The 14,372-nt window shown below is 48.5% G+C and carries 11 protein-coding genes and 2 pseudogenes; all 13 read left to right on the forward strand.

Features of this window, described 5'->3' with window-relative positions; genetic code table 11:
* Positions 1 to 11 precede the first annotated feature (11 nt).
* The 13 genes and pseudogenes from tssF to I2123_RS18080 all read left to right on the forward strand — a co-directional run bounded on the left by tssF (position 12) and on the right by I2123_RS18080 (position 14,195).
* Positions 12 to 1,787, forward strand: a complete 1,776-nt coding sequence (tssF, locus tag I2123_RS18020) for a type VI secretion system baseplate subunit TssF (RefSeq protein WP_213051174.1) — start codon at positions 12 to 14, stop codon at positions 1,785 to 1,787.
* On the forward strand, positions 1,787 to 2,848 hold the full coding sequence (gene tssG / locus I2123_RS18025; RefSeq protein ID WP_213051175.1) for a type VI secretion system baseplate subunit TssG: 1,062 nt from the start codon (positions 1,787 to 1,789) through the stop codon (positions 2,846 to 2,848). Before tssF ends, tssG begins: the two co-directional genes overlap by 1 nt.
* A 220-nt stretch (positions 2,849 to 3,068) precedes the next feature.
* Positions 3,069 to 3,259: pseudogene (locus I2123_RS25560) on the forward strand (ECs1377 family protein); the annotation flags it as partial.
* A 623-nt stretch (positions 3,260 to 3,882) separates the two neighbouring features.
* Positions 3,883 to 4,377 carry a type VI secretion system contractile sheath small subunit gene (gene tssB, locus I2123_RS18030; RefSeq protein WP_213051176.1) on the forward strand — a complete coding sequence of 165 codons (495 nt, stop codon included), beginning with the start codon at positions 3,883 to 3,885 and terminating at the stop codon, positions 4,375 to 4,377.
* A gap of 110 nt (positions 4,378 to 4,487) precedes the next feature.
* Positions 4,488 to 5,495 (forward strand): Clp protease N-terminal domain-containing protein, encoded by a 1,008-nt coding sequence (locus tag I2123_RS25805; RefSeq protein WP_420834353.1) that lies wholly within the window; start codon positions 4,488 to 4,490, stop codon positions 5,493 to 5,495.
* Positions 5,492 to 8,020 carry a type VI secretion system Vgr family protein gene (locus tag I2123_RS18040; RefSeq protein WP_213051178.1) on the forward strand — a complete coding sequence of 843 codons (2,529 nt, stop codon included), beginning with the start codon at positions 5,492 to 5,494 and terminating at the stop codon, positions 8,018 to 8,020. The genes I2123_RS25805 and I2123_RS18040 overlap by 4 nt, the downstream gene beginning before the upstream one ends.
* Positions 8,013 to 8,600, forward strand: coding sequence for a M35 family metalloendopeptidase (locus tag I2123_RS18045; protein ID WP_213051179.1), 588 nt, complete (start codon positions 8,013 to 8,015; stop codon positions 8,598 to 8,600). The genes I2123_RS18040 and I2123_RS18045 overlap by 8 nt, the downstream gene beginning before the upstream one ends.
* Positions 8,563 to 9,456 carry a hypothetical protein gene (locus tag I2123_RS18050; protein WP_213051180.1) on the forward strand — a complete coding sequence of 298 codons (894 nt, stop codon included), beginning with the start codon at positions 8,563 to 8,565 and terminating at the stop codon, positions 9,454 to 9,456. The genes I2123_RS18045 and I2123_RS18050 overlap by 38 nt, the downstream gene beginning before the upstream one ends.
* Before the next feature lie 1,140 nt (positions 9,457 to 10,596).
* Positions 10,597 to 11,768: pseudogene (locus I2123_RS18060) on the forward strand (type VI secretion system Vgr family protein).
* Positions 11,769 to 11,909: 141 nt separating this feature from the next.
* Positions 11,910 to 12,464, forward strand: coding sequence for a hypothetical protein (locus I2123_RS18065; protein ID WP_213051183.1), 555 nt, complete (start codon positions 11,910 to 11,912; stop codon positions 12,462 to 12,464).
* Positions 12,465 to 12,484: 20 nt separating this feature from the next.
* Positions 12,485 to 13,246 (forward strand): DUF6708 domain-containing protein, encoded by a 762-nt coding sequence (locus I2123_RS18070; protein WP_213051184.1) that lies wholly within the window; start codon positions 12,485 to 12,487, stop codon positions 13,244 to 13,246.
* Between the two features lie 122 nt (positions 13,247 to 13,368).
* Entirely contained in the window at positions 13,369 to 13,716 is a 348-nt protein-coding gene (locus I2123_RS18075) for a hypothetical protein (RefSeq protein WP_213051185.1), read from the forward strand.
* The gene (locus tag I2123_RS18080) at positions 13,677 to 14,195 is read left to right on the forward strand and encodes a hypothetical protein (protein ID WP_213051186.1); all 519 of its coding nucleotides are present in this window, start codon (positions 13,677 to 13,679) and stop codon (positions 14,193 to 14,195) included. The genes I2123_RS18075 and I2123_RS18080 overlap by 40 nt, the downstream gene beginning before the upstream one ends.
* Positions 14,196 to 14,372: the final 177 nt, after the last annotated feature.

Here is a 14,372-nt window from a genome sequence, read left to right on the forward strand (position 1 = left end):
CAGAGATTAAAATGGACGATGATTTCTTAAAATACTTCGACGGCGAGATGCGATATCTGAAGGAAGCCGGGATTGAGTTTGCCAAAGAGTTTCCGGAGCTGGGGCGCACCTTAGGTCTGGACGGCAGCCCGGTACCGCGCGACGATTCGGTGGAGCGGTTGTTCCAGGGCTTTTCGCTGATGATGGCTAAACTTCGCCAGAAGATTGATGACGACATTCCGGAACTGACCGAGCCGCTGCTCGCGCATCTGCTGCCGGTGGTGAACCGCACGTTACCGTCAACGGCCATCGTCGAGCTGACACCCGCCGTGCCAGAACTGCACGTGCGCGAAGAAGTCCTGCCCGCCGAGAGTGAACTGTTTACCCAGCCGCTGGGCAATGACCGCCAGCGCTGCGCCTACCGCACCACCCGTGCGCTCACGGTGCATCCGTTTGCGCTCGAAAGCGTCAGCTTATTCACCTTGCACGAAGGCCAGCAGGCACTGCGCTTACGCTTCACCCTGCCTGCGCTGACCGAAATTCGCCCCGCCGACTGGCAGAATATCAGCCTGTACATCAACGGCGACCGGCCGTTGCAGTCGGCGCTTTATCTGGCGTTGAGCCGTCAGGTGAAACAGGTGAAGGTGCGTTTCGGGCAGAGCTCGTCTGAACTCACGCCGGTCAACGCGCAGTTTGTACCACACTGGCAAACAGAGCATGACGCCAGCCTGTGGCCAGAAAGCGACAGCCCGGCGCTGTGCGGGGAAATGCGTCCGTGGCTGGAATATTTCACCAGCCCTGAACGCTATTTCTTTATGCAGTTGCGCGGGCTGGAGACGATGGCCTTCCCGCCGGACACCACCACCTTTGATATCGAAGTCACGTTCAGTGAGCGCTGGCCGTATGATTTAGCCGTGCCGCCTGACGCCCTGCGCATGCACTGCGTGCCGGTGATTAACCTGTTCCGCCTGCTGGCCCAGCCACTGACGGTGACTACGGCGGTCAGCGATTACCGCCTGCGACCGCACCGCCTCAGCGACGGCCATACCGAGATTTACACCGTCAACGACGCGGTGCAGGTGAACGAAGACAACGCGGAATTCAGTTACGTGCCTTACAGCCAGTTCCGGCAGAAAGGCGGAATGCTCAAATACGAGAAATCCTGGCCAGACCGCTATTACCACACGCGGATGTATCGCGGGCCTTCGGGGCTGAACGAAACCATACTGATGCTCGGTGGCCGAACCCATGACGCGCACAACGGCCTGAAAATGCGCCTGAATATGACATGCACCAACGGCGCGTACCCACGTATGGCGTTGCAAGACACGGTATTTGACGGCGAGATGGCGCTCGGCAATCTCGAGCTAAAATGTGCCACCCGCACCAGACCGTCGATGCCGTACTACCCACCCACCGCCGAACTTTACCAGTGGCAGGTGATGTCACTGCTGCATCCGCAGGCCATCGCCGGGCTGATGGAACTCGACACATTACGCCACGCCCTCGGACTGTTGAACTGGACGGATGACCCGAACAACGCCCGCCGCATTGCCGGTATTACGCACGTTGACTATAAACCGTCCCACTACCCCGCCGAAGGCTGGCACGGCGTGGCTATCCGCGTGATTCTGGATGAAACACAGTTCTTCGGCCAGGGTGATGCATTGCTGTTTAGCGAAATTCTGGAGCAGTTTTATACCCAGTACGCCGATATCCGCCGGTTTATCCAGCTGACGGTCACGCTCAGTCAATCAGGCTCGCAGTGGTCATGGCCTGAGCGTCGCTTAATGCGGGTACTGTTCTGATGAGCAAGGATACTCACAACATCACCGATATGACTGAAAATAACGTGCCGGAATTTTGGCGGGACAAAGATGGCGATGACCATTCACACGCTTTCAATTTCTACCGTTTCTGCCAGCTGCTCGAACAGCAGATGTCAGACAAACCGCCGCTCGGCAGCACGTTTTCTCCCAAAGATGACCCGGTGCGCTTCAGGCCGCACCCTGGCATGGGTTTTCCGGTCAGCGAACTCAAAGCGGTAGAGAGTGACCCGAACCATCCGGGTAAACCACCCACGGTGCGCACCACCTTTATGGGGCTGTACGGCGTCGATTCTCCGCTACCCAGCAGTTACGTCGATGACATCACCCAACGGCGCGAAGGCCATGAAGGGCTTGAAGCCTTTTTAGATATCTTCAACCACCGGATGATGACCCAGTTTTACCGCATCTGGCGTAAATACAGCTACCCCGCCACCTTTGAAGCGGGAGGCATCGATAAAACTTCGCGAAGCCTGATGGCGTTGACTGGCATCACGGACAGCGGCGACATCCCCGCGTCACGGCTGCTGGCGATGCTGCAACCGCTGGTGCGAACCACCCGCACGGCAGAGGGAATTGCCAGCGTGATCAACACGCAAGCGCCGAATACGCGGGTCACCGTAAAACCGCACAAGGTGACCCAGATGCTGGCAGGCAAACGGGCAAGATTCTCGTTTTCAGAGCAACAAAGGCTGGGCGATCATCTGGTTTTGGGCAGTCATACGGAGGATGCGAACTACTGCATTGGCGTGGAGATGTTTACCGAAGATCCGGTCGAGGCCAAAGGCTGGTTGCCCGGCGGGCAGCTTCGCAAAGACGTCGTCACCCTGCTGCGGGTCTATTTGGGATGCGACTACGATGCCAGCCTGACGCTGACCATCCCGATAAAATTGGCTCCGCTGCCGCGTCTGGGCGATCGTTCATTACTGATGGGGTATAACGTGGTGATGGGACTACGCGAGGATAATCTGGACGAAATGCCTGAGCAGGTGACGATGAAGCTGGGGCGGATCAGGGATAAGAACCTTAACAAAATAATGTAACTGATAAGGGAGTGCAAAATATTAAATACCACGAAGGGTTTGAGCAGGCCGTGCTAACCAATGATGTAATTAATGCCAGCAAAATTTAAGAGTATGACCATCATTTTGGCGATAATGACTTCAATGTCATAAATTCCCACTGAGCAATAATGTACTTTCTACAGGGTTGCTTCAAGGTTACATTAATTAACGAGTGAACAAGGATTAGGAGGAAAACGCCGTGGTGAAGCGCATTGATTATCAAATCGAAAAGTACAGTTTTACAGACACCGAGGAGACGCCACGTTTACTCGGCAATAGGTGGAAGTCGCTGACGAATATTTGAATCATAAAGCCGGAAGTGAAAAACGTCTGCGAATTGCACTACTTAATGTTGATTACGTCACCAGCTTTGAACTTCCTTTTCGTCTGTAACTCATTCGTGCTCCCGAGTTAATTGAACGATTTCGTGAGGGGTTATCAATTCACCATTAACTGTTGGGAAATATTTTTTGGGGCTCGGGGAGGTTGCCCATAATTTCATTCATCTAATAAATGAAGTTAGTTTAATGGATTCAAGAAAATAATATTTTGTTGTGAAAGCAAAGAAAAACCCTGAGCTCATCGCTATCTCTCTTGAAACAGGTAGGGGATTTTCTAACGGAAACTCTTAGTCTGATATTTTTAGATTTTTTAAAGAAAACACTTTACTATTCCATGTCAGTCAATTCCCTAAAAACAATAGTACAATGAAATAAATTCCTGATTTTTCAATCTGATAGTTATTTTTGGTGTCGCCATTAAGAACGATTAAATAGAAACCCTACTGTAAGGCGAAAAACATGTCGCATCATCCTTCTCATGATGAGTATTGCTTAATTTTAGTTAAGTAATATCATACTTCCCTTGACGCTAAATTAAATGTATCAGTATTGGCGCTTTTTAATATGTTTTACATAATCCGTTCGTGGCCTTGCAGGAAGCAAAGCTCTATTTTTCTGCATGTCGCAAAATAAGACTTTTCCACCTCAGACAATATGCAGAAAGGTTATCTCATGTCTAATAGCTTCCAGAATGAAATTCCGAAAGCGCGCGTTAATATCAAACTTGACTTACACACCGGCGGCGCACAGAAGAAAGTCAAATTACCACTAAAAATTATGGTAATGGGCGACTACAGCAAGGGTAAAGAAACCCGCCCTCTTTCCGAACGTGAAAAAACTAACATCAACAAAAATAAATTTAATAGCGTATTAGCGGAATTCAGCCCGTCGCTGGACCTGACTGTGGAAAACACGCTGGCCGGCGATCACAGTGAAGAAAGTATCAAGCTCAGCTTTATAGACATGAAGGATTACGAGCCTGAGCAGGTTGCCCGTCAGATCCCGCAACTGCGCGCCATACTGGCGATGCACAATCTGCTGCGTGATCTCAAATCCAATCTTCTGGACAACGCGACGTTCCGCAAAGAACTCGAAACCATTCTTAAAGATCCGCCCCTGAGCAATGAACTTCGCAGTGAACTGAACGCTCTGGGACCCAAGGCATAACGGCCTATCGCGTAGGACTTTTCAGCAGACGGTTCACTATCTGCTGAGTTTGTTTCCTGAGCCGCTACATGGCGGTTGAGCAAACAAAAACATCACCGGACATCGATCTTATGGGCCAGGGTTTCCCGCAAAGGAGAAGGCTATGGGCGGTAGCGTACCTGAAAAAGGAATTCAGCATGGAAAACAAGTCAGCCGTTTTACTTTGTCGTTTAACCCCATACTGTGCACAGGCGCTGGAAGCCGCCGCGACGCGCTGCCAGACCCGCGCCCACGCGGAGATCTCCATCGAGCACTGGCTGCTTAAGCTGCTGGAGCTGGGCGAAGGCGATATCACCGTGATTGCCCGCCCCTACGAATGGGACATGGACGCCCTGTGGCAAAGCCTGCTGGCAGATCTCGATGCCCTACCGCGTTCCGTACATTCGCGTCCTCAACTTTCTCAGGATTTACTATCGCTGATGAAAGCGGGCCGTCTGGCGCTATCTCTGCAGGATGACAACCAGAGCATCCGCAGCCTTAAACCATTACTGAATGTATTGTCCGAAGGGCGCCCGGAATTGCAACAACAGGAAAGCCTTAGCCGCACAACTTCCGCGCTTTCTGAAAACCCATTGACACAAAAAGAAGAGTCCGGCGTGACCGGCCAGTCCTTAAGCGAAGCGTTGCAGGCCGCGCTGGATAAATTCACGCTGGACGTCACCGCAAAAGCCAAAACGACCAACAGCGACCTGCAGGAACTGCTGCGGCCGATCCTGCGCGATCACTTCCAGCCCGCGCTGCTGGCCCGCTTCCAGACGCTTGTCTACCGCCCGCTCGATGCCACCGCCCTGCACACCATCGTCGAAATGAAGCTGGCGCAGGTCGCCAAACGTCTGAACAAACATTACGGCCTGAGCTGCACCATCGAAGAGAGTCTGTACGACACGCTGGTCGCTGCCTGCCTGCTACCGGACACCGGCGCGCGCAACATCGATAGCCTGCTCAATCAGCAGATTTTGCCGGTGCTGAGCCAGCAACTGCTGAGCCGCATGTCGCAGAAACAGCGGATGACGTCACTGACGTTAGGCTGGGATGAAGAGGAAGGAATTACGCTGGCGTTCAAAGGGGAAGAACAATGAGTATTGCCTCGGTATTTTTCGACCACAGCCACCACAAGCTCGCCGTACGCGGCAGCGGCGCACCGCTGGATGTGCTGAGTTTTGAGGCCGAAGAGTGGCTGAGTTCGCCGTTTAAGTACGACATTCAGTTCACCAGTGCCGATAAAAACATCGACCCGAGCACGATGCTGATGCAGGACGCCTCGCTGACGCTTCAGGCACCCGTCGCCGAAGCCTTTGGCGTTTCCGTTCAGCAACCGCAGCGCGTGATCCAGGGCGTGGTTACCGCGTTTACGCATCTCTCCACTTCTAAAGATGAGAGCCGCTACGCGCTGTGTCTGCAACCGCGCCTCGCCCTGCTTTCCCGCAGCCATCAGAACCGCATTTATCAGGACATGTCCGTGCCGGACATCGTAGATAAAATCCTGCGCGACCGCCACGATATGCGCGGACAAGATTTTGTTTTCACGCTCGCCCGAGAGTATCCGCGCCGCGAACAGGTGGTGCAGTACGGCGAAGATGACCTGCGCTTTATTTCACGCCTGCTGGCCGAAGTCGGTATCTGGTTCCGTTTCACCGCTGACCCGAAACTCAACATCGACGTCATCGAATTTTACGACGACCAGCAGTTCTACCAGCAGGGGCTGACTCTCAACGCCGTGCCGCCTTCCGGCATGCACGACAGCGGGGTCGAGTCCGCGTGGGCACTGTCGAGTATCCATCAGGTGGTGCAAAAATCCGTCAGCACCGGTGATTATAACTACCGTACCGCGACGTCAGACCTGTCCGGCAGCGCCGATATCACCCGCGGCGATGCCACCACCTACGGTGAAGCCTATCACTACGCCGATAACTACCTGACCGCCGGTGCCGAAGGCCGCGAGCCACAAACCGAAAGCGGCGCGTTCTACGCCCGCCTGCGCCACGAGCAGTATCTGAATAATCAGGCGCGCTTTAACGGTATCGCCAACGCCGCCACCTTAGTACCGGGTATGGAGCTAAAAGTGACCGGCAGCGATGCCCCTCCGGCTTTCGTCAAAGGCGTGATTATTGTTCACACCCATTGCTCGGCGCGCCGCGACAAAAGCTTTGAGGTGGCATTCGACGCCATCCCGTACTCCGAGGATTACTGCTTCCGCCCTGCTCCGGCCAGTAAACCGGTCATGGCCGGGACGCTGCCCGCCCGCGTCACCAGCACCACCGCCAACGATACCTACGGTCATATCGACAAAGACGGACGTTATCGCGTCAACATGCTGTTCGACCGGGACGCATGGGAACAGGGCTACGAAAGCCTGTGGGTACGTCAGGCACGCCCTTACGCCGGTGACACCTACGGCATGCATATGCCGCTGCTGGCGGGTACCGAAGTGGCGATTGCGTTTGAGAACGGCAACCCGGACCGCCCGTACATCGCCCACGTCCTGCACGATTCGGCGCACGGCGACCACGTCACCATCAAGAACTACAAGCGCAACGTCCTGCGCACGCCGTCAAACAACAAACTGCGCCTCGAAGACGAGCGCGGTAAAGAGCACATCAAGCTCAGCACCGAATACGGCGGCAAAAGCCAGCTGAATCTGGGGCATCTGGTAGATGCGGCAAAACAGCAGCGCGGGGAAGGCTTTGAACTACGCACCGACAGCTTCGGAGCCATCCGCGCACAGAAAGGGATTTTCATCAGCGCTGATGGCCAGGCAAAGGCTCAGGGGAAAGTGCTGGAGATGCAACCCGCTATCAGCGTGTTGAAAAACGCCCATGAGCAGATGCAGTCTATTTCCGAAAATGCCCAGACGGCGACGGCCAATCCATCAGATCTTCAGGCTCAAATCAGTCTGTTGCAGCAAAACCTCACAGAACTTAAACAGGCAGTCCTATTACTGAGTGCGCCAAAGGGGATCGCGTTGAGCAGCGGGGGTCATCTGCAAATGAGTGCCAGCGATAACCTGATTGCCACCGCCGGTAAAAATGCCGACGTCAGCGTCGCGAAAAACTTCTTTATCGGCGTAGGCAATACCCTAAGTATCTTCGTCAGAAAGCTGGGCGTGAAGCTTATCGCCAATCAGGGGCCGATAACCCTGCAGGCGCAAAACGATCTCATGGAGCTGCTGGCCCGTAAGGCCATCACCATCACCAGCACCGAAGATGAAATCAAAATCACTGCGAAGAAAAAGATCACGCTTAACGCTGGTGGCAGTTATCTCACGCTGGATGAGAACAAGATTGAGTGTGGTACGGCGGGTGACTATCTGATAAAGGCGGGGAATTACGGACGTTTAACTCCGGCAACGAATAAGGTTCAGATGGCCGTGTTCCCGCTAATTAACCAAGATGAATACAATATTCAATTTTCATTTTCTGACGACGAGGGGTTGCCTTATAGTAATTCAAATTACATTCTTTACCTTCCAGATGGAACAGAAACAAAAGGAATGACGGATGAGCAAGGGAAAACAGAACAGATATTTACTGACACCCCAAAAGAAATAAAAGTAAAATTAATTAACGAATGCCTTGATTATTTTTCAGAGGATGAAAATGGTTGATAAAACCACAAGCGGAGTTCCATCTAAACAAGACAACTTCGTTTTAGAGAAAAATATAAGCAATAAATTCAACGCAATGGTTAATGATACTCTTTTGGAGCAAAAAAGAATTTTATTAATAAGAAAGAGTGAACTCGAGACATGGGGTATCGAACAGCAAAAAGAGTTCAAAAATATTTTCGGCATATCCGATGAAAAAGCTAGAGCATGGATTCTAACTGGTGTAAATGACATGCTGAAGTTAAACGAAAAATTAAGAAGTGAAAATTTCAGACCAGTTAATGAAAATATCCATGCGTCAGTTAATAAAACCCAAATTGATAACTTCATTATAGATATTGGAAAGAAATTTAAGGGAGATAAAATGACAGGGAAAGACTCTCGCGTCTCAACCTTTTGTCATGAAATGTCTCATTATGGGTTCATCCTCAATTCAGAAGATATGACACCCAACAATCAAGATCCTGAGAAAACATCCCCTGCTCAATTTCAGAAAAATGCGAATGAATTAGTCAGCACTGGTAGCCAAAAGGTCATGCAAAATGCTTATAACATTGAAAGATATTTTGAAATCAAATAGAGCTTTATGTTTTACACTGTTATTTTCATGTTTTTACTCCATCAACTCGAAAGCAAGCGAAGAAGTTACTTTAAGAAAGTATGGGTATGGTAAATTATATTGGAATGGGGTACTGCATAAGAAACCAGAACTTTATCCTTTGTTAGAATCGAAGAGATATATAACACCAGACACCCCCCCATCAGGAGTACCACCTTTTTACAAAACAAGTGATTTGGAAAGTGAAAATATGCAATTAGATACAAAAGTAATCTTACATTTATCTATCAACCAAAAAAATGGTGACGTTTTTGCCATAGTGAAAATTGAAAATAACAGTACGAAATCTTACTTTATGAGCATGCAAAATTTACCAAAATTTAATTCCAAAAAGATGACTAATTCACTACCGTGTAGCGAAATGTTCTTAATAACTGCTGATAACATTAGATTGGATTACCTAGGCGGTAAATGTAGCCATAGCTCTTATCAGGAACGTGATTCTTGGGTTGAAATTTTTGCAGGGAAGTCTTTATCCTACCGCGTTAAATTAAATGACACCTATGATTTCCCCAGTGGGAAAATGAGATATAACATAGGGACCTTGGAGTATTCTATGGTAAACGAAAAATGGTTTATAGAACAAAATTCCAATGTGGCGTTTTTTTCAATAATGAATAAAAATGAAATGTGTGATGAAGAGGAATACTCAATGAGAATGATTAATCCAGATAAGGCCAACTGTTCTTATGCGGATGACGCCGATAACATTGAGGGTTTTCTATCAAAATATAATTTTAACGGGGGGGATCTAAATGGATTTATTTTACGTTCTAATCAAATTATCACTGAGATTGATGGTGATGAGATCAGATGATGATTTTCTTGAAAAGAGTGACTCTAATGCCGCGGCCCTTTAAAAAGATTTTCGATGATTTAATGAGAAAACATGATGTAAGAGTGATGATGAATGCGTGTAACATTGAAAGATACTTTTAGTTGGTATATATTTAAATTATTTTTATTAAATTTTATCGTCTCATCCTATGTGAAAAATGATCAGAATATACCAATTATATAAATGGTTACGGCACACTGTATTGGGTAGTAAAGGCGAACATCACAACAAACCTGAAATATACTCACCACTAGATTCACCCGTTATAAACCTGACAATTAAACACTAGATAAAATAGATCAAACTTATATCACCAACCTATCTAAAGAGATAAAAATAAATCAATATAGGGTTTTAAGATTTATTAAAACATCCAAGTAAGAAGCGAGAGAATTCTTGCGAAAGTCATAACTTTCAATAATAGCAAGGTTCATAAACAATAAATATTCACCTTTTTTTTATTTTCAATCAAAAAATATTCGCGAAAATGCGACACATTCTACTTATTACATCAGATAACATTAAATCATATTATCTTGGTTCATTGTGCAATTACGGGTCAACCTTTGACGGCCAGGATTATCTAAACCACCAGCAAATAAAATTTATCTTTCTCAATAAAACTTAATGATGCATATGCATTAGTTGCTGGCAGAAAGAATTAGGACACAGGAGTATTTACTAGTCGATAACAACTGGCTTATACAAGGAAGTATTGATAAGCCATCCCCATATTAATTTGGAGATAAAATCGCCAAACATTTAAAAATAAATAATTAACTTCATCAGACCACTGCACCTCACCTCACAATGAAGATAATGTTGAGAACTGCCTTCCTGACATTATTATTGTGGTGAAAATTAAAGCGACTTTATTACTCACCCCGGTATAGCATCAATCTTTATCAATGGTGATAATATAAAATATATATACAAATTAGTTTACTGGATACAAAAAATATCATCTACGATAGCAATAAACCTGATGGTGAACGCTCGAGTCATATAGATAAATTACCCTCTAATACAGGCTATAAAATTTTCAACCTCAAGTAAGTCGCAAGAAATTTCATATGGTGTGGCTGACAATGCTAATTATGCTGATAAGGACATTTGTACATGACGAACTCACTGCCATTTTTCGACCACAGCCACCACAAGCTCACCGTTCGCGGCAGCGGCGCAGCGCTAGATGTGCTGAGTTTTGAGGTCGAAGAGTGGCTGAGTTCACCGTTTAAGTACGACATTCAGTTCACCAGCACCGATAAAAACATCGACCCGACAACTATGCTGATGCAGGACGCCTCGCTGACGCTTCAGGCGCCCGTCGCCGAAGCCTTTGGCGTCTCAGTTCAGCAACCGCAGCGCGTGATCCAGGGCGTGGTCACCGCGTTTACGCATCTTTCCACTTCTAAAGATGAGAGCCGCTATGCGCTGTGTCTGCAACCGCGCCTCGCCCTGCTTTCCCGCAGCCATCAGAACCGCATTTATCAGGACATGTCCGTGCCGGACAGCTGAACCTGGGGCATCTGGTAGATGCGGCGAAGCAGCAGCGCTGGGAAGGCTTTGAACTACGCACCGACAGCTTCGGGGCAATTCGTGCGCAAAAAGGCATCTTCATCAGCGCCGACGGTCAGGCAAAGGCTCAGGGGAAAGTGCTGGAGATGCAGGCAGCGATGGATTCGCTGCAACAGGCTCAGGGGCTGGCGAAATCCCTCAGTGATGCGGTGCAAACCGCCAAAGCTGAATTAGCGCAGATAGCCGCGCAAAAAACATTAATGGAATCCGCAATGAAAGACCTCCAGGAGTCAGCATTGCTGCTGAGTGCGCCGGCGGGGATTGCACAGGTTTCGCCTCAAAGTATTCAGATCAGCACTGGCAACAATTTTATTCAGACCTCGGCAGAAAACAGTGATTTCAGCGTCTTTAAGAAATTCACCGTGGCCGCAGGCGAAATCATCAGCCTTTTTGCCAAAACGCTGGGCATCAAGATGTACGCTAACAAAGGCAAGGTCGACATTCAGGCGCAGGGTGATGCGATGGCGTTAACATCGCTCAAACATATGAAAATCATCAGTAAAGATGATGAGGTCATTATTCAGGCAAGCAAAAAAATCACCTTAAGCTGCGGTCAGACAGCACTGGTTATCGAAAGCTCGGGCGTCACTGTACTGACGCCAGGTGAAGTGAATGTGAAAAGTGCCAGCTTTAGCGAGGTTGGCCCGCAAAGTTATCAGGTATCACCACCAGAACTTCCGCCAGAAGCGAAATGTGTAGAGAGTGCTCGCTGATGCAAACAGATAAGTCACTCTTTGAGTTGTTAAACGCGAAACACTCTGAATACCGGTAACCTTTTTGTCCGTTCCCCGCTGGAGCACTGGCTGTCGCAAACCTGTTTTGGTGATGATCATAAATCGGACACTAAAAAACCTATGTGGCACAAGAAAAGCCTTGCCGATATGCAGGAGGCGATGACGCAGTTGCATATCATCGCCAGCGGTATGTCAGCGCAGTTGAGTGGCGACTGGGCCACCGAGTTGATGAGCAGCACCCGTCTACTGGGTAACCGGATGGTGGCGGCACGGGTGACGCTGGCGGATTGTAACCCAGCGGGCTCTGACTGGCTGGTTGAGCTGACCGCCATCGGCGGCGGTGAGCGCTTATTGCTGGCACGCAGCGCCTCGGCCACGAAACTGGCCGGGCTCACGCCACCGACACCGCAGACATACCAAACAACGCCAATTAGGTTTGGCTCTGCGATGAATGTAGCAGTTATACCGCCACCCATTACTGATAAAGCGTCTGTTACTTCTCTGGCTGAAACCTGGTCTCTGACAACAGCCAACACTCAGCACGGGGTACAGCTTGACGGCGAGTTTCCGCTCAATACCACCCGCTTTACCGGCGCTGAACTGGTCGTAACCTACTGGCCGGACAAAACCCAGCAGGATGACAGTCTGCAACTTACCACCCAACTGGACACCTAACCCCAAAGGATTGCGCTAACATGCTACTTACCTCATTTAATGAATCGAAACCAAAGCTCAACCCTCCAATTTCCTGCTGGCGGGAAGATATGCCGGAGAACCATGAGCCACAGTTGGTGCCACCACAACTGCACTGGCTCACTACACTCAACGACACCTTTCTGGAAATACCTCGGTATAGCACGGAGGTTTCCTGGGGGGGAATGCTTGCGAGTGCAATTTTAATGTTCACTCTTGGTATTGGCGTGGGGGCTTTTGGTTTTGTCATACAAGGAGGGTACGATGATTATGTGATGACTGTTATAGGATTAGGGGGGGCATTTATTTTCTTTTGCCTGACTCTTTTTTGCCTAAAAATGTATTTTGTCCAGCCCCGCGACCAGCCCTTCCGTTTGAATCGCAAAAGACAAAAAATCTATATCTACGAATACAAACATACATTCTTCCCCTGGCTGAAATGGCCGGTCACCATCCGCTCCTACAACTGGGCCGACGTGCATGGGGAAATTCGCTATTCCAGCACCCGTTATGACTCGGGTTACCAGCTTTTTGGTTCCGTCTGCGAGCCCGGCACTAATAAAGTTGTCACCCGCTTTCTTATCGCCAAAGAGCGAAGCTCGCGGGAACAGTTGTGCCAGATCTGGAGTTATCTCTGCGTGTATATGCAGCACGACCAGGTTGTTGCAGAACCTGACAGCCCTGGCCGCCCGGACGACTGGCGACCGCGCAAAGCTGACCAGTGGCCTGCGGAGATGGAACTGGAATCAACCACTGCGCCTTAAACCGGTTTGCATCGGCAACTGGAATTGCTTCTCTTACAATTATTCTGCTCAAACCGACACGTAAAACTGTGCCGCGTCATTATAAATAAACAATTTTTTATTTATCTAAAAAGGAATTTTACATGAAAAAAATAAGCTTAATACTTTGGATCGGTCTGCTTGTTAATATATTCATTACATGCATTGCTTGGCTTAATTTATCTGTGGCGCCGGGCGACTACGATTATGACAGTTCAAACCGGTTATGGTCTATTATACTCCCGTTATTCATTGTTGCGTTGATTATGCAAATTGCAAGCATTGGGTTATTATTTAGAGCGCCTAAAGCAGGGCGGATTATCGCAGGCATTGGCGCATTCTTCATGATGCCTATTGGTTTGGTATTTTTCATGGGTTACATGTCTAGTTATGAAAAAAATCTAATCAGGGTATGGCTATATTTCCCTCTTCAGAAGAAGAGGAAAATATAAATACTGAGGAAAAGCCAGGTTCAAATACACCTACAGAAGGAAATGGGGATGAAAACGTAGAGACGAATGAAAGCTTGAAACTATACTTCAAAACAACCCCGTTCTTTATTAATGGCGTAGTGTTTATTGTGCTCGGAGGGGCGATAATGGCCATGGGTCTCGGAACCGGTGGAATTTTGGTAGGGGCTGGCGTGCTGGCTCTGGTTAATGGTTTCCGCCTTAAAAACCGGATTGTCATCGGTTTGTCAAAAAAAGAGTTAATCATTACCCCTGGTCTATATTCCGAAACCTACCGCGCCCCGTATAATAATGTCAAAGTCACGCATATGGATAACCGCCTCTTTAAGTTACACATACAAACACCTGATGTGGATAAGACCTGTACACTGCGTAAGGCTTGGCTTGAGGGAGATCGCGACTATGTTTCGACAGCCATGAAAAATATTTTATCTAAACTGACTGAAGACAATGCCGCGTAAATAATAAATCACGGTAACTTCTACATTACTTTTGAATAAACTCAGGGGCGAAATAAATGTAAGGCATAGGGAAATACTGTTACCTATAAATCATTACCTGCCTCTGCCATTTAACTCCCCATAGTTTTCTCATACAAGAAAAAAGATATGGCCGTAGATTTAAAAAATATTCCTAAA

It is taken from the genome of Rahnella inusitata, assembly GCF_018288855.1.
Taxonomy (GTDB): domain Bacteria; phylum Pseudomonadota; class Gammaproteobacteria; order Enterobacterales; family Enterobacteriaceae; genus Rahnella; species Rahnella inusitata.